Below are 25285 nucleotides of genomic sequence, written 5' to 3'. Positions count from 1 at the left end.
TCATCACCCGACGCGGAGTTCGGCAATGAGTCTCAAAGTGGACAGGGACGGCATGGCATTCACCTTCAAAGGGGGGATGCTGCCGATGACGGTCATGGAGCTGACCAGCGCCGATCCTGAGCGCATCCGCGAGCAGCTCGCGGGCAAGATCAGCCAGTCGCCGGCCTTCTTCCAGCACACTCCCGTGGTGCTCAATGTCGAAAAGCTCGATGAGCCGCACCTGGCGCTGGAACGCATCTGTGCGGTCTGCCGCGCCCACAAGCTGCTGCCGGTGGCAGTGCGCGGCGGGCCGGATCCGGTCAAGCAGTCGGCCTGGGCCCTGGGGCTAGGCTGGTTCCCGCCCCAGGATGTGGCGCGCCAGCGTCCCTTGGAGAGCGTCGCCGAGGACGATACGGCCGTGATGGCCGAGCTCGAGATGCCCGAGGCGCTATCGGGGGCGGCGGCGGGCGGTCGCATCTACCGTGGCACGGTGCGTTCCGGTCAGCAGGTGACCGCTCCCGAGGGCGACCTGGTGGTGGTGGGGGCGGTTAATGCTGGCGCTGAGGTACTTGCCGCCGGCAGCGTGCATGTCTACGGCGCCCTGCGTGGGCGGGCCCTAGCCGGCATCCATGGCGATGTTCAGGCCGGCATCTTCTGCCGGGAACTGCATGCCGAGCTGCTTTCGGTGGCTGGCAACTACAAGCGCCTCGAGGATATCGACCCGCACCTGCTGGGTACCGCCGTGCAGATCCGGTTGAGCGACGACCAACTCACTATCATGCCGTTGGCTTGAGATTGGCCGGGCGCTTTCTCCGCCATTCCCTTTCATCATCACAAGACAGGATGCGACACTTGGCCAAGATCATCGTTGTGACCTCCGGCAAGGGTGGGGTCGGCAAGACAACCAGCGCAGCTGCCATCGCCACAGGGCTGGCGCTGCGGGGCAAGAAGACCGTGGTCATCGACTTCGACGTGGGGTTGCGCAACCTCGACCTGATCATGGGTTGCGAGCGGCGCGTGGTCTACGACCTGGTCAACGTGATCCAGGGCGAGGCGGGGCTGAACCAGGCGCTGATCCGTGACAAGCGAGTCGACAATCTGCACATCCTGCCGGCCTCCCAGACCCGCGACAAGGATGCCTTGACTCAGGAGGGCGTCGAGAAGGTGCTCGATACGCTGAGCAAGGACTTCGATTTCATCATCTGCGACTCCCCGGCGGGCATCGAACGTGGCGCCCAGCTGGCCATGTACTTCGCCGACGCGGCGATCGTGGTCACCAATCCCGAGGTCTCCTCGGTGCGTGACTCCGACCGTATCCTTGGCCTGCTGGCTTCCAAGACCCGGCGTGCCGAGCGCGGCGAGGAGCCCATCGAGGAGCACCTGCTGATCACTCGCTACAATCCCAGCCGGGTCGATCTGGGTGACATGCTCAACCTCGACGACATTCGCGAGATCCTGGCCATCGACCTGCTCGGGCTGATTCCAGAGTCCGAGGCAGTGCTGCGGGCGTCCAACCAGGGGGTGCCGGTGACCCACGATGAAGATAGCGATGCCGGCCAGGCCTATACCGACACCGTGGCCCGCCTGCTGGGCGAGGAGGTACCCTTGCGCTTTCACGAGTACCAGAAGAAGGGCCTGTTGAGCCGCATGTTCGGAGGAGTTCGCCGGTGAAATTGCTCGATTTCCTGAAGCGCGAGCGCAAGCAGTCCGCCTCGGTCGCCAAGGAGCGGTTGCAGATCATCGTCGCTCATCAGCGCACCCAACGGGGGCAGCCGGACTACATGCCGCTATTGGAGAAGGAGCTGCTGGAGGTGATCCGCCGCTATGTGCAGATCGATGACGATGCAGTGAACATCACCCTCGACAGCGAGGACAACTGCTCGGTGCTGGAGCTCAACGTGACCCTGCCCAAGACCTGAGCGGACAAGCCCTGAGCGAGGGTTGACGGCTCCCAGCGACGCCGTGGCGTGCCCGCGGCTGAGTCGTTGGCGGGGCTATGCTAGGCTGGGCCGAGAATTCACGCCCTTCGGAGAGCTCCCGCCCATGGCGCAGTCCCCCGCCGCCCCGCAGTCCTTTCTGTGGCACGACTACGAGACCTTTGGTGCCGATCCGCGTCGCGACCGCCCGTCGCAGTTCGCGGCCATTCGAACCGATGCCGACCTCAACGAGATTGGCGAGCCCCTCGAGCTTTTCTGCAAGCCGGCCGACGACTTTCTGCCTCACCCCCAGGCCTGTCTGATCACCGGCATCACGCCCCAGCTGGCCTGCCGTCGTGGCCTGCCCGAGGCCGAGTTCGCCGGCGTGGTCGAGTCGGCCATGAGCGAGCCGGGTACTTGCGGGGTGGGGTACAACAGCCTGCGCTTCGATGACGAGGTGAGTCGCCACCTCTTCTACCGTAACCTGCTCGACCCCTATGCCCGGGAGTGGAAGAACGGCAACTCGCGCTGGGATCTGATCGACGTGGTGCGTGCCTTCCATGCCCTGCGCCCTGCAGGCATCGCGTGGCCAACGCGCGACGATGGCGCGCCGAGCTTCAAGCTGGAGCATCTGACCGCTGCCAACGGCATCGCCCATGCCGGGGCCCACGATGCCCTGGCCGACGTCCGTGCCACCATCGCCCTGGCAAGGCTGCTGCGCGAGCGCAACGGCAAGCTCTTTGATTACCTGCTGGGGCTGCGCGGCAAGCGTGCCGTGGCCCGGCAACTCGACCTGCCCGGCCGCAAGCCGGTGCTGCACATCTCGCGTCGCTATCCGGCGAGTCGCGGCTGCAGCGCTCTGGTGATGCCGCTGGCCGAGCATCCCTCCAACCCCAATGGAGTGATCGTCTTCGATCTCTCCATGGATCCGGCCCCGTTGCTGGAGCTCACGGCGGAGCAGATCCGCGAACGGGTCTTCGTCAGCAACGATGACCTGGCGGAGGGAGCCGAGCGCATTCCGCTGAAGGTGATCCACCGCAACAAGTGTCCGGTACTCTTCCCGACCAGCGCCCTCAAGGACGTGGATGGGCCGCACCAGGGCGAGTACGGCGCGATTATCGAGCGCCTGGGCCTGGACCTGGCCGCCTGCCGGGCTCACTGGAAGCAGCTGTCGATTCATCCCGAGCTGGCCGCCCGCGTCGCCGAAGTGTTTGCCGCGCCACCTCCCGAGCCGCCGCATGACCCGGACCTGATGCTCTACTCGGGTGGCTTCTTCTCGCCGGCGGATCGCGCGCAGATGCAACGGGTGCGCGAGACCGACCCCTGGGAACTGGTGGGGGCACGCTTCGCCTTCCAGGACTCGCGCCTCGAGGAGATGCTGTTCCGCTACCGGGCCCGCAGCTACCCGGAGACCCTGGAAAGCGAGGAGCAGGCGCGCTGGGAGGCCTTCCGCTGGGAGCGCATGAACGACCCTGCCATCGCCGGGCTGACCCTCAAGGAATTCGCCCGGGAGATCGAGCGGCTCAATGGCGTCCCGCTGTCCGACCGTGACCGGCAGGTCCTCGAGGAACTGGTGATGCACGTGGAGGCGATCATGCCGCCCCAGGCCTTCGATTAGCAGATCAGAAGGTTCAAAGCCCGATCCGTAGGCCCGGTAAGCGTCAGCGCACCGGGCGTTGTTTGCGGCCAATTCACCCCCGCCGGATCCGCCTTCGGCTTATTCCAGCTACTTTACTCCGCGCCCTTCGGCAGGGGAGTGAGCTTGCGGCTCAGGTCGAGCACGTCGCTGGGCGTGTCACCCGGGTCGAAGGTGACGTTGACCACAGCGTCATGGCGCAGTGCCGACCAGCTCTCGCGCAGTTCGTTGGCCGTCACGGCCAGGGCCCGCTCGGCGAGACGGCGGTGGCGGTCGAAGGCGGTGTCGCCATAGGCCAGCGCGTGCCACAGGCGGTTGGTGCGGCCGGCGAGGCTGGTGTCGCGCTGCATCAAGCTGTCGTGTACGGCCTGGCGATAGGGGGCAAGCTCCGCGTCATCAAGCGTTGCAAGCCGCTTGGTGAAGTCGTCCAGGAAGGCATCGATGCGGGCCTGAATCGTCTCGCTTGCGGTGTCGGGGGATTGCACCAGCAGGCTGATGCCGGGGGCGTCGAGCATCGGCGAGTAGCTTGCGTTGACCACATAGCCGAGTTGCTGCTCGGTGCGCAGTCGCTGGTAGAAGGGGGTCTTCAGCAGCTGGCCCAGTACCGCCAGGCGCGCCTGGCTGTCCAGCGAGCGATCTGGCCCCTGCAGGTAGCGCAGCACCAGCGACTCCTGGCGGGTAGTGGCCGGGGTCAAGGTGGGTAGATCCTCTGCCTGCAGGGGCACGAGATCCGCAATCTTATCTTCCGCCAGTGACGGCGATAATGCCTCAATGACCAGCCGGGCCTCGTGCTTGGCGAGCGCGGCGTCGAGATTGCCCACGGCCATGGCTTCCAGGTGCAGGTTGGCCAGCATGCGCGTGCGGAAGTCGCGCAGATCCTCCACATCGAGCGTCTTGCTGGCTTCGAGCAGGGCATCGCTAGGCCACTGTGGGCGTACCAGGGCTTCGCTTAGGGTGCGATGGGCCTGGCGGTAGAGAGGATCTTGGGGGGCGTTGCGCCACTCGCGCTGCAGGCGATAGCGCACGCGGTCGAAGCTCGCCGCGTCGATCTCGCCGTGCTGCAACTGGTCGAGCACCCGGGCAATCAGCCGCTCCTGGCGGTCCCGCCAGCCGGAGAACGACAGGGTAATGCCCCGTGCGTGGGCATAGGCCTCGAATTCATGGCCGGCCAGGCGCGCCGGGTAGAGGGTCGCGTTGAGGCTGTCGCCCAGCCAATCGGCGAGCAGCCGGGAGAGTGCCGCCTCGCGGGCTTGCTGGCTGGCGGCGGGGTTCTGCAGGCTGAAGCGCCACTCCACCTTGGGGGTGTCGAAGGTGCTGTCCGCCTTGTGCCAGACACTGGCGCCCGGCGTCTCGATGCGCTTTACCGGGTCAGCATCCTCGACATCGAGCAGAGCGAGATCCTCGGCGATGTAGGGGTTGGGCTCGGGTAGCGCGAGGCCTGCCAGCGGTTCGGCGTCGCTTTTAGCCGCGACCTCGCGCCAGGGGGCGTCAAACCAGGGCGAGACCTTGTCGCCCTCGACCTCGGGGCCGCTGTAGAGTCGCAACAACCGGCCGGGTCGCAGGTCGTCGAGCCAGCGCATGATCTGCTCGCGATCGAAGCCCTCCATGAGATAGGGCGCGATGTTGACATCCTCCAGCGGGTAACGCGCCAGGTTCATGGACAATCGCATGGCATCGTTCAGTGGCGAACCATGCTGCTGGAAGCGGAACTGCTGATCGGCCAGGCGGGCCTGCTCGGCGTAGCGCCATGGCGCCAGGCCGTCGGTGCGGATCAGCTCGATGGCGGCGAACAGGCTGGCCTGGATTTCGGCGATCCGCTTGGCACCCGCCGGTGTCAAGCTGATGTCCACGGCGAACAGCGCATGGCGGCCGTCGTTGCGCGTTACCCCCGCCGAGAGGCCATCGGCCCAGCCCGCCTCGCGCAGCACCGCGAGTAGGCTGCCCTCGCCCTCGTGGCCGATCAGCTGGGCCAGGTAGTCGGCCGGCTTGTAGCGGTAGGCTTGCTCGGGGTCGGCTATCGGGAACAGGAAACTGACCCGCTGGCTGTCTCGCACCGACTGCATCTCGGCGGCGCGGGGCAGGGTCTTTTTCACCACCAGAGGCGTCTTGATGACCGGGCGAGAGAGGTCGCGGTCGGGTATCTCGGCGAAGCGCTCGGTGACCATCTCCTCCAGTTCATCGAGGGGCTGCGGCGCGACCACGGCCAGGTGCATCACGTTGGCCCCGTAGTGCTGCTTGTAGAAGCGGATCACACGCTCGCGCAGGCTCGGCTCGCCCTCGGGGCGGTCGGCCAGGGTGGCGCGGCTACCCACCGAGAAGTCGGTGGTCGGATGGTCAGGGTTGAGCAACTGGTTGAGGACGTCCTGGGCCCGACGGCCGTCGTCAAGTAGGCGCGCCTGGTACTCGGAATGCACCACGTTGCGCTCACTCTCCAGGCGGTCGGCATTGAACAGCGGGGCGATGAAGAAGCGGCTGAAGCGGTCCAGCGCGCCGGGCAGTGCGGCGGGCTCGATGTCAAAGAAGTAGTTGGAGTCCTGGGGAGCGGTAAAGGCGTTGTGGCTGCCTCCGTGGCGCGACAGGTAGGCCTGGTAGGCATCCGGCTCGGGGTAGGCGTCGGTGCCCAGGAATAGCATGTGCTCGAGGAAGTGGGCCAGGCCGGCCAGATCCTGGGGATCCTGGGCGCTGCCCACGCCAACATTCAGCGAGGCCGCGGCCTGATCGGCTTGAGGATCGCTGACCAGCAGCACGCTCAAGCCGTTGTCGAGGGTCAGGGCGCGGTAGTCGCGGTCATCGTGAGGGCTGACCCGCGGCGAGACGACCTTGTCGACGGCCGTCGTCGTTTCGGCTATCTCGGCCCGGGCAGCCAGGCACGTCATCAAGGCCACGACCGTGACGAGCCAGGCGAGCAGGCGGGCCGGTTGGCGAAAGGGGGCAGGCAAGGGCTGTGTCATCATCGTTCCTGTGGCATGGGTTGGCGCAGCATGGGCCCGGTGGGGTGGGCACAGGCCGGATCCTGGTTGGCAGGATCGTTCACTTGTCTTGATACCGGAAAAGCGCCCAACAGTTCCCCGGGAGCGGGCGCAAGCAGTGTCTGCGCCTGCACTGGCGGCGTCCTTGGATCGAGCCAGTGTCGGGCAGCACCGGGGTCAATCACCGCCGGTAACCGGTCGGTAAGCGGGGCAAGCAGCGGCCCCGTCGGCACCGTGATCAGCGCCATGGAATCAGTGTATGCGCTGAGGGTGGTGTGGAAGCGGCACCAGAGCCCCGCCAGTAGCAGCGGGCCGCGGTCGACGCGGGTCACCAGGAAGGGCTGCTTGAAGCGCGGTTGTGATTTCCACACGTAGACGCCGCTGACCGGTATCAGACAGCGCCGCGCGCCGAAGGCCTCGCAAAACATCGGACGGCTCGTCAGCGCCTCGGCCCGGGCACAATGGGGCGCATGATCGAGCACCTTCAGCCAGGGCGGCGTGAGCCCCCAGAAGGCGTTAACCAGGCGCAGCCGGCCTCCTTCCAGGCGCAGGATCGACAGGGGTCGACGGGGGGCGAGGTTGGCGCCGGTGATCAGTGGGGTGTCGGCGACCAGTTCAGGTAACAGGCGTTCGAGATCGAGGGGGGCGATGTGCAGTCGGCCGGCCATGGGCTCTCCGGTTGATGGGGCCTCAGGGTAACCAAGTCGCCCTGGCAAGAAAAGCACCGAAAGAACAGCGAGCACGCTGCCGCCTTGCATCGTCATTCGACTGGGATAAGCTGTCGAAAACAGTGTTCGAAGGGAGTATCCTTGTCGCCCGATCCGCGATGCGCATCACCCTCTCCCTCCACGAGGAACCCGATGGCCCGTCCCCGACAGCATGCCCCCGAGGCACTCCATGCGCAGGTCATGGCCGCCTGCGATACCTGGCTGCAGGCGCATCCGGCCCATACGCTGTCGCTGCGAGCCCTTGCCCGCGAGGTCGGCTGTGCGCCGAGCACCCTGCTCAAGCTCTATGGCAGCTTCGGCAACCTGCTGCAGCACGTCAACATCGAGACGCTGGCGCGCCTGCGCGGGGCGATCGAGCCGCTGCTCGGTGACCTTGCCCCCGAGGTGCGACTCAAGGCCCTGGCCAGGGCCTACTGGCAGTTCGCTCGCCAGGACGCCTACCGCTGGCAACTGCTGTTCGACTACCCCCTGGCCCAGGAGGGAGAACTCGACCAGCGGCAGAACGAGATGATCGAGGGCCTTTTCCTGCGCGTGGAGGTGACCCTCAAGGAGTTCCAGCCGGCATTGGACGACCTGGAGGCACGACGGCTGAGCCGAACCCTATGGGGCAGTGTCCACGGCCTAGTCCAGCTAGGGCTCAATGAGCGTCTCGGTCACTGGCAGGACGAGCCGCTGGAGGTGGACGAACTACTCGACCAGCTGCTGGTGACCATCTTGGCCGGCCTCCAACACGCGCCCGGCATGGCGTGAAGACTGCCTGGTGGAACGGGGCCTGAAGGCGGGGGGCTGGCGACTGGCCATGGCTTACCGGCCCGTGCTGCGCTGGCTGGTCTTCCTGCTGGTCCATCTCCTCTACCGCGTGCGTTTCCGCGGACGCCAGCATTTTCCGGCTCATGGCCCGGCCATCGTGGTCTGTAACCATGTCAGCTTCATGGATGCCCTGGTGGTGGGCGGGGCCAGCCCCCGGCCGCTGCGCTTTCTGATGGACAAGCCGATCTTTGATTCACCCTGGCTCAACTGGTGGTTCCGCCTGGTGGGTGCCATCCCCGTGGATGCCGATCGTCGCGACCCGGGCAGCGTGCGTCATGCTCTGGCCGAGGTCAGCCGCGCGCTGCGCCAGGGCGAGGTGGTGATGGTGTTTCCCGAGGGTAGGTTGACCCCCAACGGTGAGGTGCAACCATTCCGGCGTGGTTTCGAGCTGATTCTGGTGCGCGATGCGGTGCCAGTGGTGCCCGTTGGGCTGGCCGGCCTGTGGGGCTCCTGGACCTCGCACCATGGCGGCAAGGCATTCAGCAAGCCGCCGCGGCGCTTCCGGGCGCGGGTCGCGCTATTTGTCGGTGAGCCGCTCTCCGCCGGCCAGGCGAGTCGGTGCAATGTCGAGGCCCGGGTGCGTGCGCTCAAGGAGGAGGCCGATGAGTGGCTCGCCAGCGCCTAGCCTTGGCCGCGGCGTAGGGGGCGCCGTACTGCTTGCCAGCAGCGTGCCGCGGTGATCAGGTTGTCGCGGACTTCGAGGATCTCCATGCGTACATTGCCGATCTGCAGGCAGGCGGGGCCATCGGGAAAGGACTCGAGGTGCTCGAGGATCACCCCATTGAGGGTCTTGGGGCCATCGGTGGGCAGTTGCCAGCCGAGCGCCTTGTTGATGTCGCGGATGTTGGCGGTGCCTTCGATCACGTGGCTGCCATCGTCCTGCGGGTGGATCTCCTGATGTAGTCCCGCCACGTCGGTGGTGAACTCGCCGACAATCTCCTCGAGGATGTCTTCCAGGGTCACCAGTCCTTCAACGTCGCCATACTCGTCGACCACGATGCCGATGCGTCGCTTCTGTGTCTGGAAGTTGAGCAGTTGGGTGTGTAGTGGCGTGGACTCGGGGATGAAGTAGGGCTCGCGGGCCTCCTGAACGATGGCGGCCTTGGTCACCTCGCCACGCGAGAGGAAGCGTGCCGCATTGCGCAGATGGAGCATGCCGATGATGTTGTTGATGTCGCCCTTGTAGACCGGCATCCGCGTGTGCTGGCTGGTGCGAATGTTGGCCAGAATCTCCTCCAGGTCGTCATCCAGGTCGAGGCCCATCACCTCGTGGCGCGGCACCATGATGTCGTTGACGGTGACATTCTCCAGGTCGAGGATCGACAGCAGCATTGCCCGGTGGCGGCGCGGGATCAGGGTGCCGGCCTCGTGGACCACGGTGCGCAGTTCATCGCGGGTTAGGTGGTCGGTTTCACCGTCGATGTTCTTCACGCCGAGCAGGCGCAACAGGCCATTGGAGATCGCATTGACCATCCACACCAGCGGGTAGAGCAGCTTGAGCAATGGCTCTAGGATCAGAGAGGCGGGGTAGGCGATGCGCTCGGGCTTGACCGCCGCATAGGTCTTGGGCGTGACCTCGGCGAAGATCAGGATGATGATGGTCAGCAGCGCGGTGGCCACGGCAGGGCCAGTGACCTCGCCGAAGAAGTGGATGGCGATGATGGTGGCAATGGAGGCCGCCAGGTTGTTGACAAAGTTATTGCCGATCAGAATCACGCCGATCAGCCGATCCGGCCGTGACAGCAACCGCACCACCCGCTGGGCACGCGACTCACCGCTGCTTGCCTGATGGCTCAGCCGGTAGCGGTTGATCGACATCATCCCGGTTTCGGAACTGGAGAAGAAAGCGGAAAGACAGATGAGCAGCAGCAGCAAACCGAACAGCAGGCCCAGCGGGAAGTCGTCACTCAAGTCGTAGGGTCCTCAACGGCGGATAAGGCTCGAGTTGTAGGGGGTCGCTGTTCCGCTGTCAAGGCGCGTGCCGGGATCAGCCGCGGTTGAGCAGGATTTCCAGCACGAACTTGCTGCCGAAGTAGGCCATCAGCAGCACCGCGCACCCCCCCAGGGTCCAGCGGACCGCCCGCATGCCTCGCCAGCCTAGCCGGTGGTGGCTGAACAGCAGGGTGGCGAAGATCACCCAGGCAGCCAGCGAGAGGATCGTCTTGTGGGCTAGGTGCTGGGCGAACATGTTGTCGAGGAACAGGAAACCACTGATAATCGACAGGGTCAGCAGGATCATGCCGGCCCAGATCAGTTCGAACAGAAGCCGCTCCATGGTGGTCAGCGGCGGCAGCGACTGGACCACGCCGTGGATATGGTGATGGCGCAGCGCCTGGTTTTGTATGCCCAGCAGTACCGCCTGAATAGCAGCGATCGCCAGCAGCGCGAAGGCCAGCGCGCTGCTCAGGGCGTGCAGGGCAATCCCTGGGGTCAGGCCGGTGCCGCGCTCAGGGCTTGGCAAGCCAACGGCCAGCAGCAGGGTCAGGCCGGCCAGCGGCAGCAGCCCGGTGGCGACGTTGAGAACCGGCTTAACGAGGCTGGCCAGCAGCAGCACCAGCACGGCCACGGCGCTGGCTAGCACCGCGCTGGTCGAGAGACCGGGCAGCAGTGAGTCGCCGCGGGCCAGTAACGTGGCCGCCAGCGGCAGGTGGCAAAGCAGGCCGACCAGGCTCAGGGCGCGCACCAACATAGCGCGTGGCGGTACGCGTCTGGCCAGGGTCAGCCCCTGCCAGGAGGCGGCACCGAGATAGAAGATGAAGGCCATGACGGCAAGTGAGAGCGGCGGCATCGATCGCTGTCCGTGCGCCTTCGTCAGCGCCAAGGTGGTGGGTGATTTAGCCGCCACTATACCCAATCTGGCCGGCCACGCACAGCCGGCGGCGCGCCCCTCAGCGGCGAATGCCCGCCATGCATGGAGACTGCCGGCCACAGCGGGTATAATTTTCGGCCATTGCAGCGAGCCTCCCGGTCGATACCGGGTCGGTTCTCCGGCCATCGTCAGTGGAGGGGCCCATGTTCCAGAATCTTAGCGAGCGTCTGTCGCAGACGCTCAAGTCGATCAAGGGTCAGGCGCGCCTGACCGAGGACAACGTCAAGGATACCCTGCGCGAGGTGCGCCGGGCACTGCTCGAGGCCGATGTGGCCCTGCCGGTGGTCAAGGCGTTCATCGATCGTGTGCGTGAGCGCGCCGTCGGCCAGGAGGTCTCCCAGAGCCTTTCTCCGGGGCAGCAGTTCGTCAAGATCGTCCAGCAGGAGCTCGAGGCGATCATGGGCGAGGCCAACGAGGGGCTGAGCCTCAAGGGGTCGCCCGCCGTGGTGCTGATGGCTGGCCTGCAGGGCGCGGGCAAGACTACCTCGGTGGCCAAGCTGGCGCGCTACCTGCGCGAGCGCGAGAAAAAGAAGGTACTGGTGGTCTCCGCCGACGTCTACCGCCCGGCGGCCATCGACCAGCTCGAGACCCTGGCCCGTGAGGTCGAGGTTGACTTCTTTCCCTCGCGTTCCGACCAGCAGCCCGTCGCCATCGCCGAGTCAGCGATCAAGCACGCCAGGATCCATTTCCATGACGTGGTGATCGTCGACACTGCCGGGCGCTTGGCCATCGACGAGGCGATGATGGCCGAGATTCAGGCGCTGCATAAGGCTGTGGTGCCCGATGAGACGCTGTTCGTCGTCGATGCCATGGCCGGCCAGGACGCCGCCAACACCGCCAAGGCGTTCCACGAGGCGCTGCCGTTGACCGGGGTGATCCTCACCAAAGCCGATGGCGACGCCCGCGGCGGTGCGGCGCTCTCGGTACGCCACATCACCGGCAAGCCGATCAAGTTTATGGGGGTGGGCGAGAAGGTCGATGCCCTCGAGCCCTTCCATCCGGATCGTGTTGCCTCGCGTATCCTCGGCATGGGCGACGTGCTGTCGCTGATCGAGGAGGCCGAGCGCACCGTTGACAAGAAGAAGGCGGAGCAGCTGGCCAGGAAGGTCAAGAAGGGTCAGGGCTTCGACCTCGAGGACTTCCGTGATCAGCTCCAGCAACTCAAGAAGATGGGCGGCATGGGTGGCCTGATGGGCAAGCTGCCGGGCATGGGCCAGATGGCCGAGCTGGCCCAGGGCCCCGGCCCCGAGAAGGAGCTGGGCAAGCTCGAAGCGCTGATCAACTCCATGACGCCCCAGGAGCGGCGCAAGCCCGAGATCATCAACGGCTCGCGCAAGCGGCGCATCGCCGCCGGTGCCGGCCTGCAGGTGCCTGACCTTAACCGCCTGCTCAAGCAGCACAAGCAGATGCAGAAGATGATGAAGAAGGCGGGCAAGAAGGGCGGCATGCAGAAGATGATGCGCGGCATGTCCGGGATGATGGGCGGCGGCGGTCCCGGGGGGCCCGGGGGCATGGGTGGTCCCGGCGGCATGCCGTGGCGCTGAACCGGCCTGCCGCCTGGGTGGTTCCCGCAAAAAGGTTTCCAAGCCGAGCGGTTTTGCGTAGAATGCTGCGTCTTCACTGGCAGGACCGCGATCGACGCGGCCATATGTCGTGACCGAATGACTCGAAGCCGGGCCGTCGGCCCGCTTGCCCTAGCAGACCGTCGAGGGCCAGCAGAGTATCGGCGCCTCGGCCGAAACATCCGCAACTTCAACCGAAGGATAATCAACGCATGGTTACCATTCGTCTGGCACGTGGTGGCGCCAAGAAGCGTCCTTTCTACCACCTCACCGTGACCGATTCCCGCAAGCCACGTGACGGCCGTTTCATCGAGCGCCTGGGTTTCTTCAATCCGGTGGCCCGCGGCCAGGAAGAGCGCCTGCGTGTCGATCTCGAGCGCATTAGCCACTGGCAGAGCCAGGGCGCACAGCTCTCCGATCGCGTCGCTGAGCTGGTCAAGGAAGCCCGCAAGCAGGCCTGAAGGGCCTGACTTGCCGGTGGCAACGCTCCCGGGGTCGTCGATGAGCGAACAGGCGCATGTGCAGCCGGCCGACGATTATGTGGTGCTGGGCAAGCTGACCAGCCCCTACGGCGTCAAGGGCTGGCTGAGGGTGTATTCCTTCACCAGCCCCATGGAGGGCATCCTCGACTACGCGTCCTGGGTGCTGCGCCAGGAAAACGGCCTGACCCGGCGAGGCCTCGTCCAGGGCCGACGCCAGGGCAAGGGCCTGGTAGCGAGGCTGGAAGGCATCGACAGCCGCGAGGCGGCCGAGGCCCTGAGCGGCGCCGAGATCCTGCTGCCCAAGGACGAACTGCCCGAGCTCGATGCCGACGACTACTACTGGTATCAGCTCGAGGGGTTGAAGGTGGTGACCCGTGAGGGCGCCTTGCTCGGACGCGTCGACCACCTCTTCGAGACTGGCGCCAACGACGTCATGGTCATCACGGGTGAGGTCGACGAAGGCTTCGAGGCCCGCGAGCGGCTGCTGCCCTATCTGCCCGGTGAAGTGGTGCTGGACGTCGATCTCGAGGCCGGCGTGATGAGCGTCGACTGGGATCCGGCGTTTTGAGTACAGTTTCGTCCCCGGCGGCGCCGGCCATGTGGATCGGGGTGGTGTCGCTGTTTCCCGAGATGTTCGAGGCGATTACCCGCCACGGTGTCACGGGCCGAGCGGTGGACAAGGGGCGCATTGCGCTCGAGTTCTGGAACCCTCGGGACTTCGCCACCGACCGGCATCGTACCGTGGACGACCGGCCCTACGGCGGTGGCCCGGGGATGCTGATGAAGGTCGACACCCTGCGCTCGGCCATCCATGCCGCCCGTGAGCGCGCCATGACGGCGACCGGCACGCGGGCGAGGGTCGTCTACCTGTCGCCCCAGGGACGCCGTCTGGATCAGCGCGGGGTGCAGGAACTGGCGGCGGGCCCTCCCTTGGTGGTAGTGGCCGGACGCTACGAAGGCATCGATGAGCGGGTGGTGGAAGCCGACATCGATGAGGAGTGGTCGATCGGCGACTATGTGCTCAGCGGCGGCGAGCTGCCGGCCATGGTGCTGATTGATGCTGCGGCAAGGCTGGTCCCCGGGGTGCTGGGCCATCAGGATTCCGCGGTCGAGGATTCCTTCAATGATGGGCTGCTGGACTGTCCGCACTATACGCGCCCGGAGGAGGTCGACGGGCGGCGGGTGCCGGGGGTGCTGCTCAGCGGCCACCATGGCGCCATCCGGCGCTGGCGGCTCAAGCAGTCGCTGGGGCGGACCTGGCTCAGGCGTCCCGACCTGCTGGAAGGCAGAACGTTGACTGTCGAGCAGCGCGAGCTGCTCGCGGAGTTTCTCGAGGAACACGCCCTGTCTGCGGGAGAGGCCAGGGCGGAGGTGCAGGACGCGACACGCTGAGGGCCAAAGCCTCGCCGCGGACCTGTGTCACCCATCACTTCCCGCGCTCTCGAGCACGCCTCGGGCGCCGGGATCACGATTCGCCGGCGACACACGCCGACCGGCGGGTCCGGTTATCAAGGAGTCAATGTCATGAGCAGCAAGAACAAGGTGATCCAGGCGCTCGAGAGCGAGCAGATGAACAAGGAGATCCCGGTCTTCGCCCCCGGCGATACCGTGGTCGTCCAGGTGAAGGTCAAAGAGGGCTCTCGCGAGCGCCTTCAGGCCTTTGAGGGCGTAGTCATCGGCAAGCGTAACCGTGGCCTGAACTCGGCCTTCACTGTGCGCAAGATCTCCCACGGTGTCGGCGTCGAGCGGACCTTCCAGACCTACAGCCCGCTGGTCGACTCCATCGAGGTCAAGCGTCGCGGCGACGTGCGCCAGGCCAAGCTGTACTACCTGCGCGAGCGCAGTGGACGGTCTGCGCGCATCAAGGAAAAGCTGGCCTGAGGCAATGCCTCTGTCCGCCCACGGTGCCGGGCCTGAGGGCCCTGCACCCCGCGAAACCCCGTCACCGCTGCCCGCGGGGCGGGGTTTCGTGCGACTGGAGCCTGTTCAAAAGCCGTAGGGAAATCGCCATGGATGCGCAAACGCTGGTCGATGCCTTCCTCGATGGGCTGTGGCTGGAGCGGGGGGCGAGCGCCAATACCCTGGCCGCCTACCGCCACGACCTGAACGCCTGGCGAGCACGCCTGGAAAGTGTCGACCAGCGGCTGCTTTCGCCTTCGGAAGGCGTCCTGCCGGCCTGGCTCGACACGCGTCGCGAGGCCGGTTACAGCCTGCGCAGCAATGCCCGGCTGCTCTCCAGCCTGCGCAGCTTCTACCGCTGGGCGCTGGCAGAAGGGCTCGTCGACCACGACCCCTTGGCCGCGGTACGCCTGCCGCGCGTTCGCCCCTCGCTGCCCGATACCCTGGAGGAGGCGGAGGTGGAACGCCTGCTGGCGGCCCCCGACCTCACCACCGACCTGGGCCTGCGCGACCGCACCATGCTCGAGGTCCTCTATGGCGCCGGGCTGCGGGTCAGTGAACTGGTCGGGTTGACCACCGATGCGATCAACCTGCGCCAGGGCGTGGTTCGGGTACGCGGCAAGGGCGACAAGGATCGCCTGGTGCCAATAGGCGAGGAAGCCGTGGCGTGGCTGTCGCGCTACCTGCGCGGCGCCCGCGGCGCCTTGATGGTCGACTTCACCCGACCTGCGCTGTTTCCCGGGCGCAGCGACCGTTGCCTGACCCGGCAGGCCTTCTGGCACCGCATCAAGGCTCATGCGCGGTCCGCCGGCATCGACCGGCCGCTGTCGCCGCACACCCTGCGCCACGCCTTCGCCACTCACCTGTTGAATCATGGCGCCAATCTGCGTGTCGTACAGCTGCTGCTCGGTCACAGCGACCTCTCGACCACGCAGATCTATACCCATGTGGCGCAGGTGCGACTAGAAGCCCTGCACGCCGATCATCACCCTCGAGGCTGACTCATGAGACGATGGAACCTTATCTTCGGTGGTGGAATGCTCGCCGCCTCCCTGGCCCTGCTGCCCATCGCCCAGGCCGACCCGGCCGAGCGGCTGGCCGAGACGCTGACCGTCAATGGCCAGGCCATGCCCGTGGAACGCGTGCGCGAGACACCGCTGGACGGCATCTTCGAGGTGCGGCTGGAGAGCGGCGAAACCTTCTACACCAACGCCGAGGGCAGCCACTTGCTGGTCGGCGATCTCTACGAGAACGCCGAGGTCGGCCTGGTCAATCTCACCGAGCAGGGGCGCAACGCCGAGCGCAGCGCGCGTCTCGCCGCGGTGCCGGAGAGCGAGCGGGTGATCTTCCGCGGGGTTGGCGAAAGCCGCGCCACGCTGGTGGTCTTCACCGATACCACCTGTCCCTATTGTCGTCAGCTGCATGAGGAGGTGCCGCGCCTCAACGCTCTGGGCATCGAGGTGCACTACCTGGCGTTCCCGCGCAGCGGGATGACCTCGCCCGGGGGGCGTCAGTTGCAGCAGGTGTGGTGTGCCGACAATCGAACCGAGGCCCTGTCCGCGGCCAAGCGCGGGGAGGCGCTGTCGGCTGGCGCCGGCTGCGACAATCCGGTCGAGGAGCAGTATCATTTGGGCATGGAACTCGGCGTCCAGGGCACGCCGGCGATTGTGCTGCCCGACGGTCGCTTGGTGCCCGGCTATGTGCCGGCGAAGCGCCTGGCCGCCATGCTCGGCCTGAACGAGAAATGATCGACGTCGACAACCGTCGGCACGGCGGGCCTGCAGGGGCTCGCTCTACGCTGAGAAATACGCCAGAACGAGGGGAATGACATTGAAACCGGTGAGAGTGGGAATCTGTGGCCTAGGGACCGTCGGTGGCGGAACCTTCAACGTGCTGACACGCAATGCCGACGATATCGCCCGTCGGGCGGGGCGTCCGATCATCATTGAGCAGGTCGCCTTTCGCAGCCTCAATCCCGAGTGTGACACCACCGGCATCCGTACCACCTCCGACGTCTTCGAGGTGGCGAGCAACCCCGATATCGACGTGCTGGTCGAGCTGATCGGTGGCTACGACGTGGCCCGCGAGCTGGTGCTGACCGCCATCGCGCACGGCAAGCACGTGGTCACCGCCAACAAGGCGCTGATCGCCGTGCACGGCAACGAGATCTTCCGCGCCGCCCACGAGAAGGGTGTGATCGTCGCCTTCGAGGCCGCCGTCGCCGGCGGTATTCCGGTGATCAAGTCGCTACGCGAGGGCCTGGGCGCCAACCGCATCGAGTGGGTGGCCGGGATCATCAACGGCACCGGCAACTACATCCTGACCCACATGCGTGACGAGGGGCGCGCCTTCGAGGACGTGCTCGCTGAGGCCCAGGCGCTGGGCTACGCCGAGGCCGACCCGACCTTCGACGTCGAGGGCATCGACGCCGCCCACAAGCTGACCATTCTCGCCTCGATCGCCTACGGTGTGCCGTTGCAGTTCAACAAGGCCTACACCGAGGGTATCTCGCGCATCACCGCCGAGGACGTGGAGCAGGCCGACAACCTGGGTTACGTGATCAAGCATTTGGGCATCTCCAAGCGTACCGAGGTGGGTCTTGAACTGCGCGTTCACCCAACCCTGATTCCCAAGCAGAGGCTGCTGGCCAGCGTGCATGGCGTCAAGAATGCCATCGCCATCATGGGCGACGCCGTGGGGCCGACCCTCTACTATGGCGCCGGCGCCGGCGCTGAACCCACCGCCTCCGCGGTGGTCGCCGACCTGCTGGACGTGGCGCGCGACATCTCCACCGACCACCACTACCGGGTGCCCTACCTGGCCTTCTGTGGCATCGGCGACGACGTCAATCAGCTGCCGATCATGCCCATGGAGGACATCATTACCGCCTACTACCTGAGGCTGCTGGCGGTAGACCGCCCCGGCGTGCTGGCGCGGGTAGCGACGATTCTTTCCGAGCAGGGGATCTCCATCGAGGCGCTAATCCAGAAGGAGGCCACTGAGGGCGAGCTGGTACCGATCATCCTGCTGACCCATCGCACCCGCGAGAAGCAGATGAACGAGGCGATCCGCATGATCGAGTCGCTGGCCGACATCGCCGGTCCGGTGACGCGGATCCGCGTCGAGTCGCTGGACGAGCAGGAGTAAACCATGCGCTATATCAGCACCCGCGGGCGCTCGCCCGCGCTCTCCTTCGAGGAGGTCGTGCTCACTGGGATGGCTAGTGATGGCGGCCTCTACGTGCCGGCGGAGATCCCGACACTCTCCCATGACGAACTGTCGGCCATGGCCGGGCTCTCCTATGCCGAGATCGCCTTCCGGGTCATGAAGCCCTATGTCAATGGCGAGATCGACGATGCGACCTTCCGCGGTATCGTCGAAGAGGCCTACGCCACCTTCAGCCATGACGCCGTGGTCCCACTCAACCAGCTGGATGCCAACCACTTCCTGCTTGAGCTCTTCCACGGCCCGACCCTGGCCTTCAAGGACGTGGCGCTGCAGCTGCTCGGCCGTCTCCTCGATCACTTCCTGCGCAAGCGCGGCGAGCGGGCGGTGATCATGGGGGCGACCTCCGGCGATACCGGCTCGGCGGCCATCGAGGGCTGCCGCCACTGCGATAACCTCGACATCTTCATCCTCCACCCCTACCAGCGGGTCTCGGAGGTGCAGCGCCGCCAGATGACCACGGTGCTGGCCGACAACGTCTTTAACATCGCCATCGAGGGCAACTTCGACGACGCCCAGGCGATGGTCAAGGCGAGCTTTGCCGACCAGGGGTTCCTCGGCGGCACCCGCCTGGTGGCGGTGAACTCCATCAACTGGGCGCGCATCATGGCCCAGATCGTCTACTACGTAGCCTCGGCCGTGGCGCTGGGGGCCCCCCATCGCGCAGTGAGCTTCTGCGTGCCCTCGGCCAATTTCGGCAACGTCTTCGCCGGCTACATGGCCAAGCGCATGGGGCTACCGGTGACGCAGTTCATCATCGCCACCAACGCCAACGACATCCTCCACCGCACCCTGGCCGACAACGACTTCTCGAAGCAGGAGCTGGTGGCCACCCTGGCACCTTCCATGGATATCGTGGTGTCGTCCAACTTCGAGCGGCTGCTGTTCGAGGCCTACGAGCGCGACGGGGCCGCGGTGAAGGCGCTGCTCGAGCGCTTCCAGCACGAACCTACGGCGCTGGCCGAGGCGCCACTGGCCCGGCTGCGTGAGTCCTTCGCCAGCCACAGCGTGGATGATGCCACCCTGCTGGAGGTGATCCGCGAGGCGCACCACCGCACTCAGCAGATCCTCGATCCGCACACCGCCACTGGCTACCGGGCGGCCGAGGTCTGCCGCGGCGATGCGGCCGTGCCGGTGATTACCCTGGCCACCGCGCACCCGGCTAAGTTCGCTGAGGCGGTGGTCAAGGCCGGCTTCCCGGGCGTGCCGCTGCCGCCGCACATGGACGACCTGCTGGAGCGCGAGGAGCGCTATACCGTGCTGCCCGCCGAGCTCTCCGCCGTGCAGCAGTTCGTGGCCGAGAATCGGCGCTGAAGTGCATGCCCTAGCGACATCACTAGCGAGGGGCGCCGGGGAGGCCTTTTGGGGTCAGGCCCCGGCGGAGGGAAATGCGGTTGGAATGTTGCAGCATAACGGGCTCGGTGGCCTGGTCGGGGTCTGACCCCAAAGGACCGGCTGCCAGTCGCGTAGGTCGGATAAGTCGGAGGCGCATCCGGCGTGACGATGGTGCCCTCGCCATGCCCGGTGCGCTGGCGCTTACCGAGCCTACGGGGTCAGATGGCCAGCTGGTGCGGTTAACAATCACGCCAGTCTGCGAAGAACCAAAAAAGCCTGGTCGCTCCTTGTGACAGATACAGGCTGTCTTCGAGCTTCGAGCTTCGAGCTTCGAGCTTCGAGCTTCGAGCTTGTCGCCGGATCAGCACCGAGCGGGCATCTGTCTTCCGTCTCTTCTTATTGTCTCTTAATTGCAGGAGCATGGCTTGGACGCTGTCACCGATCCCATCGATCTGCAGGCGCGCTTGCGCCCCCACATCCTGCCACGGCCACGCGACGCCACCCTCTATGCCCGTGCCCAGCGTGAGGGGCTCAGCGAGCTCCAGGCGCGGGTGCTGGCAGGGCGGATCAACGGCTACCAGGGGGAGCTCGACCCGCTGGTCTCGCCCAGCCTGCGCCATCTGGCTCATCCCGAGAAGCTCGCCGACGCACGCCGCGCGGCCGAGCGTATCGCCCAAGCGGTAGTCGACGGCGAGCATATCGGCATCCTCACCGACTACGATGTCGACGGCATTACCTCCCACGTGGTGATACGGCGGACCTTGGTCGAGCTCTTCGGCGTGCCCGAGGTGCGCCTGCACAGCCTGATCGGCCACCGCATCCATGACGGCTACGGCATCAGTCTGCCACTGGTGGAACGCACCCTGGCGCTGTCGCCGCGGCCGAGCCTGGTGATCACCGCCGATTGCGGCAGTTCCGACGAGCCGCGCATCGCCCGGCTCAAGGTCGCCGGCATCGAGGTGGTGGTCAGCGACCACCACGCCCTGCCGGTGGAGGGGCCGCCGACCTCGGCCTACGCCGTGGTCAACCCCACTCGCGATGATTGCAGCTATCCCGACCCCACCATCGCCGGCTGCATGGTGGCGTGGCTCATGATGTCGCTGACCCGGCAGGTGTTGGTCGAGTGGGGGGTGCTGGCGCCGTCCACGCCCAAGCTCTCGCCCTGGCTCTCCTACGTGGCGCTGGGCACGGTGGCCGACTGCGTCTCGCTGGGTGACAGCCCCGCCAACCGCGCCGTGGTGACCCATGGCCTCACCCTGATCAACCGCATGGAGGCCGCCTGCTGGCGCGCCATGGCGGCACGCCTGGGGGCTGACAGCGTGCCCTTCGACGCCGAGACCCTGGCCTTCCAGATGGGGCCACGGATCAACGCGCGTTCGCGGCTCGATGATCCCTATGCAGCGCTGCACTTCATGCTGGCGGCGGATGACGCCACGGCGGCCCGGCACCTGGAGACGCTGGATCAGGACAACCAGTCGCGCAAGGCGATCGAAGTTGAGATGGCCGAGCAGGCCCAGGCCCTGGCCCTGGCGGCGCTGAGGGCCGACGAGCCCGCCATCGTCGTTTTTCTGGAGGATGGTCACCCGGGCGTACAGGGCATCGTTGCCTCAAGGCTGGTACAAGCCTTCGGCCGACCGGCGCTGGTGCTGACCCCGGCGGCGGCCCCTGGCATGCTTACCGGCTCCGGTCGCTCCATCGAGGGGCTGCATCTGCGCGATGCTCTGCAGCGTACCTTTGCATTGGCGCCCGAGGCGCTGCCGCGCTTCGGCGGCCACCGCGGCGCCGCCGGGGTAGGGGTGCCGCGCGAGCAGCTGGCGGCGTTTCGTGCAGCCTTCCTGCAGGCAGTGGGCGAACAGCTGGGTGATACCGAGCTCGGCCCGCGGATCTATACCGACGGCGAGCTTGTGCCTCATCAGCTCGGCCTGGCGACCCTGGACGAGCTTGAGCGACTTGCGCCCTATGGCCGGGAGTTCGATGCCCCGCTGTTCCAGGGCGAGTTCCTGATCGAGGCATTGCGCCCAGTGGGTGCCGATGGCAGCCACCTGATGCTTGAGCTCTCGGCTGGATCAGCGAGCCTGAAGGCTATCTGGTTCCGTGCTCTGACGCCCGGCGAGGTGCCGGCCTTCGGTGTTGGCGATCGCCTGCGCTGTGCCTTCAAGCTCAATCGCAACCGCTGGCGAGGGCGCGAGAGTCTGCAACTGATGATCGAGCACGCAGAGCGTGAAGACTGATTTCTTGCTGCGCTCGATATCCTCGCCGTCGGCCGCACCTAGCCGGCCGCACCTAACCGGCAAACCAGAACCACCAGGCGATCAGGACGATCAAGGCGAGTCCTGCCAGATTGACGATCCAGCTCATGACAATGCCTCCTTCATTTCTCCGGGCATGGTGCCACCCTTGTCGGTGTTGCTCTCGCCCCGGGCACGGAACAGGCGCAAGCGGTTGGCGTTGCTGACCACGGTGATCGAGGAGAGCGACATGGCGGCGCCGGCGATCATCGGCGAGAGCAGGGTGCCGGTGATGGGGTAGAGCACGCCGGCGGCGATGGGAATACCCAGCACGTTGTAGCCGAAGGCGCCTACCAGGTTCTGCTTGATATTGCGCAGGGTGGCCCGGCTGATCTCGATGGCGGCGGCGACACCGTGCAGCGAGCCGCGCACCAGGGTGATGCCGGCACTCTCGATGGCCACGTCGGTGCCCTGGCCGATGGCGAAGCCCACGTCGGCTCGGGCCAGCGCCGGCGCGTCGTTGATGCCGTCGCCGACCATGCCGACGACCTCGCCTTCGCGCTGGAGTCGCTCGATCTCGGCATGCTTGTCCTCGGGCAGCAGCCCGGCGCGAAAGTCATCGATGCCGACCTCGCGAGCGATGGCCCCGGCGGTATGCGCGTTGTCGCCGGTAAGCATCACCACTTTGAGCCCGTCGGCCTGCAGGCGCTTCACGGCGGCGAGGGTGTCATGACGCAGCGGGTCGCTAATGCCGAACAGCGCAGTAAGCCGGCCATCCACCGCCAGGTAGACCAGGCTGCGTGCCTTCTCCTCCCACTCGCCGGCCAGCGCCCGGCCCTTGTCCAGCTCGATGCCGGCCTCCTCCAGCAGGCGGGCGTTACCCAGCAGTAGCGCTCTGCCATCGGTGGCCTGGGCCTTGACGCCGCCACCTGTGACGCTATCGAAATCGGTGATCTCGGCGGGCTCGACTCCGCGGGCTTCACTGTGGCTCAGCAGCGCGGCGGCCAGCGGGTGTTCCGAGCCGCGCTCCAGGGCCGCCACCAGACCCAGCACTTTCCGTTCATCGCCCTCGATCACCTTCGACTCCGTCACCTCGGGCTTGCCTTCGGTCAGGGTGCCGGTCTTGTCGACTACCAGAGTGGTAAGCTTGCTGGCGGTCTGCAGGGCATCGCCGTTGCGCACCAGGACGCCGTATTCCGCTGCCTTGCCCACGCCGATCATGGTCGAGATCGGCGTGGCCAGGCCCAGCGCACAAGGGCAGGCGATGATCAGTACCGTGGTGGCGGTGACCAGCATGTGAATCACGCGTGGCTCGGCGCCGACGTTGTACCAGACCAGTGCGGTGATCACGGCGATGATCATCACCGAGGGCACGAAGACGCTCGACACCTTATCGGCCAGCTGGCCGATGGGCGGCCGCGAGTTCTGGGCGCTGGCCACCTGCTCGGTGATCTGGCCCAGACGGGTGTCATTGCCAACGCGGGTGGCGCGGTAGATCAGCGAGCCCTTGCCATTGATCGTGCCGGCATTTACCTCGTCGCCTTCGCCCTTGGCCACTGGCAGTGGCTCACCGGTGAGCATGGACTCGTCGATATGACTCTGGCCCTCGGTGACCTCGCCATCCACCGGCAGACGCTCGCCAGGGCGCACGCGAATATGGTCGCCCTCGCTGACCTCGTCGATCTCGACCTCGCGCTCCTCGCCGTCGCGGATCACTCGCGCGGTGCGGCTCTGCAGGTCGAGCAGACGCTTGAGGGCATCGCTGGTGCGGCCCCGTGCCCGCAGCTCCAGGGCATTGCCCAGCAGCACTAGGCCGATGACCATCGCCGACGCCTCGAAGTAGATACCGCGGGCCATCTCGGGCAGCCAGGGCCCGACGGCGACCACCGCCATAGAGTAGGCCCAGGCGGTGCCGGTGCCCATGGCGATCAGGGTGTCCATGTTGGCTTGGTGGTGGCGGAAGTTCTTCCACGCATTGACGAAGAAATGACGGCCGGGGAAGGCCATCACTGCCAGCGTCAGCATTCCGATCACCAGCCAGTAGAGCCGCCCGGCCCCCACCGGGGCGGGGTGGAAGACGAACATGCTGGCCATCAGCGGTACAGCCAGGGCCAGGGACCAGGCGCTGCCCTTGAGACGGCAGTGATAGTCACGCTCGTCACGCTCAGCGCGGGCCTGCTCCGCCTCGCGCATGTCGATAATCGGCTCGGCCCCGTAGCCTACATCTTCCACGGCGCGGACCAGGACATCGGCAGTGGCGCGGCCGCGCACTTGGGCGGTATGGGTGCCGAAGTTGACCTCTGCGTTGACCACGCCAGGCGTGCGCTCCAGGGCTTGCTGGACGCTCTTCACGCAGCTGGCGCAGGTCATGCCGCCGATCGACAGCCGCCGGGTGGTGGCGCCCTCGTCGGCAGTTTGCTGAGGTGGTGGTTCACCCGATCTCGGGGCGTCCGGCTCGTCGTTCGAGGTGCCGGTGTCGTTGGCAGGCGCCGCTTCCGTGTTCGCAGGAGGGTAGCCGGCCTCGATCAGTGTCTTGTCAAGGTCGTCATCGGCCAAGGTGGTGGTGATCTCGAGACGCTTCTCGGCAGGCTCGCCGATCACCTCGGCTCGCGCATCTTGCGCCTGGATCGCCTCGCGCATGCGCGTTACACAGCCCTGACAGTTCATGCCGGGAATTTGGCGTGTCAACGTCTGTCTAGTATTCATATTCATCGGGTCTCCTCGCCAACCTCATGGCCGGCAGTCAGCGGTTCGGGAAAGCCCTCGATCAGGCGACAGAGACTGTGGCCGTCAGGAGTGCCGTCGGGCATCTCTTCCCAGGCAGCCAGCGCCTGTTCCATGCGGGTGGCCAGGGATTGTAGCTCGCGAATCCGTTTGCGGATCTGGGGCAGTCGGCTGGCCATCAGGTCGCGCACCATGGGACAGGGCGAGTCGCCATGGTCGGCATGGTTGAGGATGTCACGGATCTCGGCCACGCCGAAGCCCAGGGTGCGAGCGCGCTGGATGAAGCGCAGCCGTTCTACTTCGCGCTGCCCGAACAGCTGATAGCCGTTGTGGGGATGGCGCTCGGGATGCAGCAATCCCTCGCGGGTGTAGTGGCGCACGGTCTCGGCGGTAACGCCGACCCGGCTTGCCAGTTCGCTGACCTTCATGTCCGGCTCTCTCGCTTATGGCCTGACCAGAGTGTAAAACCTTTGGGTTACCCATAGGTCAAGACATCGTGTTACCTGGCGAAGGGGGCAAGTGCTCTCTTCTCAAGACATTGAAAGTCAAAAGAATAAAACAATGCTATGACCAAAGTTCTAGTCTTGTTAGCTTTAAAACGGTCGTTTGTACTTGACCCTGGGCAGGAGATTCGCAAATACTTTGGATACCCCCGCAAGAATCATGACACCTCCCCATTCACCCAAAGGATATCGAGTTTATGTACAACAACTTCAACACGCTTCACCTCGCCATTGCCCGCTGCCTCGTCACTGCAGGCATCGGCATGCTGGCATCCGCTCCAGCATTTGCCGGACTGCCTTTCGCCAATGTTGAAGGCGCTAGCGGTAAAGTGGACCCCACGGTCAAGACAGAATTTGCCTGAGTTTAAGCTAATGCCTCGGCCATGTTCGCAGCGGCACAGCGCTGCCCTGTTGCTTCGT

At 66.0% G+C, this 25285-nt stretch carries 23 protein-coding genes; 17 read left to right on the top strand and 6 right to left on the bottom strand.

Translation table 11 applies throughout. The features are described from left to right. Positions 1 to 25: 25 nt before the first annotated feature. From minC to sbcB, 4 genes are all read left to right on the top strand, one after another. Positions 26 to 772 carry a septum site-determining protein MinC gene (gene minC, locus DFO68_RS13065; protein WP_133484083.1) on the top strand — a complete coding sequence of 249 codons (747 nt, stop codon included), beginning with the start codon at positions 26 to 28 and terminating at the stop codon, positions 770 to 772. A 59-nt stretch (positions 773 to 831) separates the two neighbouring features. Next, positions 832 to 1650, top strand: coding sequence for a septum site-determining protein MinD (gene minD, locus DFO68_RS13060; protein ID WP_133484082.1), 819 nt, complete (start codon positions 832 to 834; stop codon positions 1648 to 1650). Then, positions 1647 to 1898 carry a cell division topological specificity factor MinE gene (gene minE, locus DFO68_RS13055; RefSeq protein ID WP_133484081.1) on the top strand — a complete coding sequence of 84 codons (252 nt, stop codon included), beginning with the start codon at positions 1647 to 1649 and terminating at the stop codon, positions 1896 to 1898. Before minD ends, minE begins: the two co-directional genes overlap by 4 nt. Before the next feature lie 124 nt (positions 1899 to 2022). Beyond that, entirely contained in the window at positions 2023 to 3513 is a 1491-nt protein-coding gene (sbcB, locus tag DFO68_RS13050; protein ID WP_133484080.1) for an exodeoxyribonuclease I, read from the top strand. A gap of 113 nt (positions 3514 to 3626) precedes the next feature. Here sbcB and DFO68_RS13045 read toward each other — a convergent pair whose 3' ends face one another. Beyond that, on the bottom strand, positions 3627 to 6482 hold the full coding sequence (locus DFO68_RS13045) for an insulinase family protein (protein WP_133484079.1): 2856 nt from the start codon (positions 6480 to 6482) through the stop codon (positions 3627 to 3629). Next, positions 6482 to 7168, bottom strand: coding sequence for an SOS response-associated peptidase (locus DFO68_RS13040; RefSeq protein WP_133484078.1), 687 nt, complete (start codon positions 7166 to 7168; stop codon positions 6482 to 6484). Before DFO68_RS13040 ends, DFO68_RS13045 begins: the two co-directional genes overlap by 1 nt. 192 nt (positions 7169 to 7360) lie before the next feature. Between DFO68_RS13040 and DFO68_RS13035 the strand changes: the two genes are divergently transcribed. Both DFO68_RS13035 and DFO68_RS13030 read left to right on the top strand, forming a co-directional pair. Beyond that, entirely contained in the window at positions 7361 to 7978 is a 618-nt protein-coding gene (locus DFO68_RS13035) for a TetR/AcrR family transcriptional regulator (protein ID WP_133484077.1), read from the top strand. Between the two features lie 49 nt (positions 7979 to 8027). Beyond that, entirely contained in the window at positions 8028 to 8663 is a 636-nt protein-coding gene (locus tag DFO68_RS13030) for a 1-acyl-sn-glycerol-3-phosphate acyltransferase (protein WP_133484076.1), read from the top strand. Here DFO68_RS13030 and DFO68_RS13025 read toward each other — a convergent pair. After that, positions 8660 to 9949 (bottom strand): HlyC/CorC family transporter, encoded by a 1290-nt coding sequence (locus DFO68_RS13025; RefSeq protein WP_133484075.1) that lies wholly within the window; start codon positions 9947 to 9949, stop codon positions 8660 to 8662. The two genes, DFO68_RS13030 and DFO68_RS13025, sit on opposite strands and share 4 nt — an antisense overlap. Before the next feature lie 76 nt (positions 9950 to 10025). Beyond that, positions 10026 to 10826 carry a cytochrome C assembly family protein gene (locus DFO68_RS13020; RefSeq protein ID WP_133484074.1) on the bottom strand — a complete coding sequence of 267 codons (801 nt, stop codon included), beginning with the start codon at positions 10824 to 10826 and terminating at the stop codon, positions 10026 to 10028. A 224-nt stretch (positions 10827 to 11050) separates the two neighbouring features. On the opposite strand from DFO68_RS13020, the gene ffh reads away from it, so the two are divergent. The 10 genes from ffh to recJ all read left to right on the top strand — a co-directional run bounded on the left by ffh (position 11051) and on the right by recJ (position 21641). Next, a complete protein-coding gene (gene ffh, locus DFO68_RS13015; RefSeq protein WP_133484073.1) occupies positions 11051 to 12451 on the top strand; it encodes a signal recognition particle protein in 1401 nt (466 codons plus the stop codon). Positions 12452 to 12681: 230 nt separating this feature from the next. Continuing rightward, positions 12682 to 12930, top strand: a complete 249-nt coding sequence (rpsP, locus tag DFO68_RS13010) for a 30S ribosomal protein S16 (protein ID WP_133484072.1) — start codon at positions 12682 to 12684, stop codon at positions 12928 to 12930. Positions 12931 to 12970: 40 nt separating this feature from the next. Then, positions 12971 to 13519, top strand: a complete 549-nt coding sequence (gene rimM / locus DFO68_RS13005; protein ID WP_133484071.1) for a ribosome maturation factor RimM — start codon at positions 12971 to 12973, stop codon at positions 13517 to 13519. A 29-nt stretch (positions 13520 to 13548) separates the two neighbouring features. Further along, positions 13549 to 14343 carry a tRNA (guanosine(37)-N1)-methyltransferase TrmD gene (gene trmD / locus DFO68_RS13000; RefSeq protein WP_133484103.1) on the top strand — a complete coding sequence of 265 codons (795 nt, stop codon included), beginning with the start codon at positions 13549 to 13551 and terminating at the stop codon, positions 14341 to 14343. 132 nt (positions 14344 to 14475) lie between these two features. Next, positions 14476 to 14832, top strand: coding sequence for a 50S ribosomal protein L19 (gene rplS / locus DFO68_RS12995; protein ID WP_133484070.1), 357 nt, complete (start codon positions 14476 to 14478; stop codon positions 14830 to 14832). A 128-nt stretch (positions 14833 to 14960) separates the two neighbouring features. Next, positions 14961 to 15851, top strand: a complete 891-nt coding sequence (xerD, locus tag DFO68_RS12990; RefSeq protein ID WP_133484069.1) for a site-specific tyrosine recombinase XerD — start codon at positions 14961 to 14963, stop codon at positions 15849 to 15851. 3 nt (positions 15852 to 15854) lie between these two features. Continuing rightward, positions 15855 to 16598 (top strand): DsbC family protein, encoded by a 744-nt coding sequence (locus tag DFO68_RS12985; protein WP_133484068.1) that lies wholly within the window; start codon positions 15855 to 15857, stop codon positions 16596 to 16598. A gap of 82 nt (positions 16599 to 16680) precedes the next feature. Continuing rightward, positions 16681 to 17997 (top strand): homoserine dehydrogenase, encoded by a 1317-nt coding sequence (locus tag DFO68_RS12980; protein ID WP_133484102.1) that lies wholly within the window; start codon positions 16681 to 16683, stop codon positions 17995 to 17997. A 3-nt stretch (positions 17998 to 18000) separates the two neighbouring features. After that, positions 18001 to 19389 carry a threonine synthase gene (gene thrC, locus DFO68_RS12975; RefSeq protein ID WP_133484067.1) on the top strand — a complete coding sequence of 463 codons (1389 nt, stop codon included), beginning with the start codon at positions 18001 to 18003 and terminating at the stop codon, positions 19387 to 19389. 446 nt (positions 19390 to 19835) lie between these two features. After that, positions 19836 to 21641: a single-stranded-DNA-specific exonuclease RecJ gene (recJ, locus tag DFO68_RS12970; RefSeq protein ID WP_133484066.1), complete on the top strand. Its 1806-nt coding sequence runs from the start codon at positions 19836 to 19838 to the stop codon at positions 21639 to 21641. 123 nt (positions 21642 to 21764) lie between these two features. Here the strand turns inward: recJ and DFO68_RS12965 are convergent, their stop codons facing one another. After that, positions 21765 to 24350, bottom strand: coding sequence for a heavy metal translocating P-type ATPase (locus DFO68_RS12965; RefSeq protein ID WP_133484065.1), 2586 nt, complete (start codon positions 24348 to 24350; stop codon positions 21765 to 21767). After that, positions 24347 to 24790, bottom strand: coding sequence for a MerR family transcriptional regulator (locus tag DFO68_RS12960; protein ID WP_133484064.1), 444 nt, complete (start codon positions 24788 to 24790; stop codon positions 24347 to 24349). Before DFO68_RS12960 ends, DFO68_RS12965 begins: the two co-directional genes overlap by 4 nt. Before the next feature lie 272 nt (positions 24791 to 25062). Between DFO68_RS12960 and DFO68_RS15550 the strand changes: the two genes are divergently transcribed. Beyond that, positions 25063 to 25227, top strand: coding sequence for a hypothetical protein (locus tag DFO68_RS15550; protein WP_166637578.1), 165 nt, complete (start codon positions 25063 to 25065; stop codon positions 25225 to 25227). Positions 25228 to 25285 lie beyond the last annotated feature (58 nt).

Origin of the sequence: Halomonas ventosae, assembly GCF_004361885.1 — a bacterium.
In the GTDB taxonomy this organism is placed as follows: domain Bacteria; phylum Pseudomonadota; class Gammaproteobacteria; order Pseudomonadales; family Halomonadaceae; genus Halomonas; species Halomonas ventosae_C.
The sequence above is the reverse complement of the archived record's forward strand: the minus strand, read 5'-3'. Positions and strand labels throughout refer to the sequence as shown.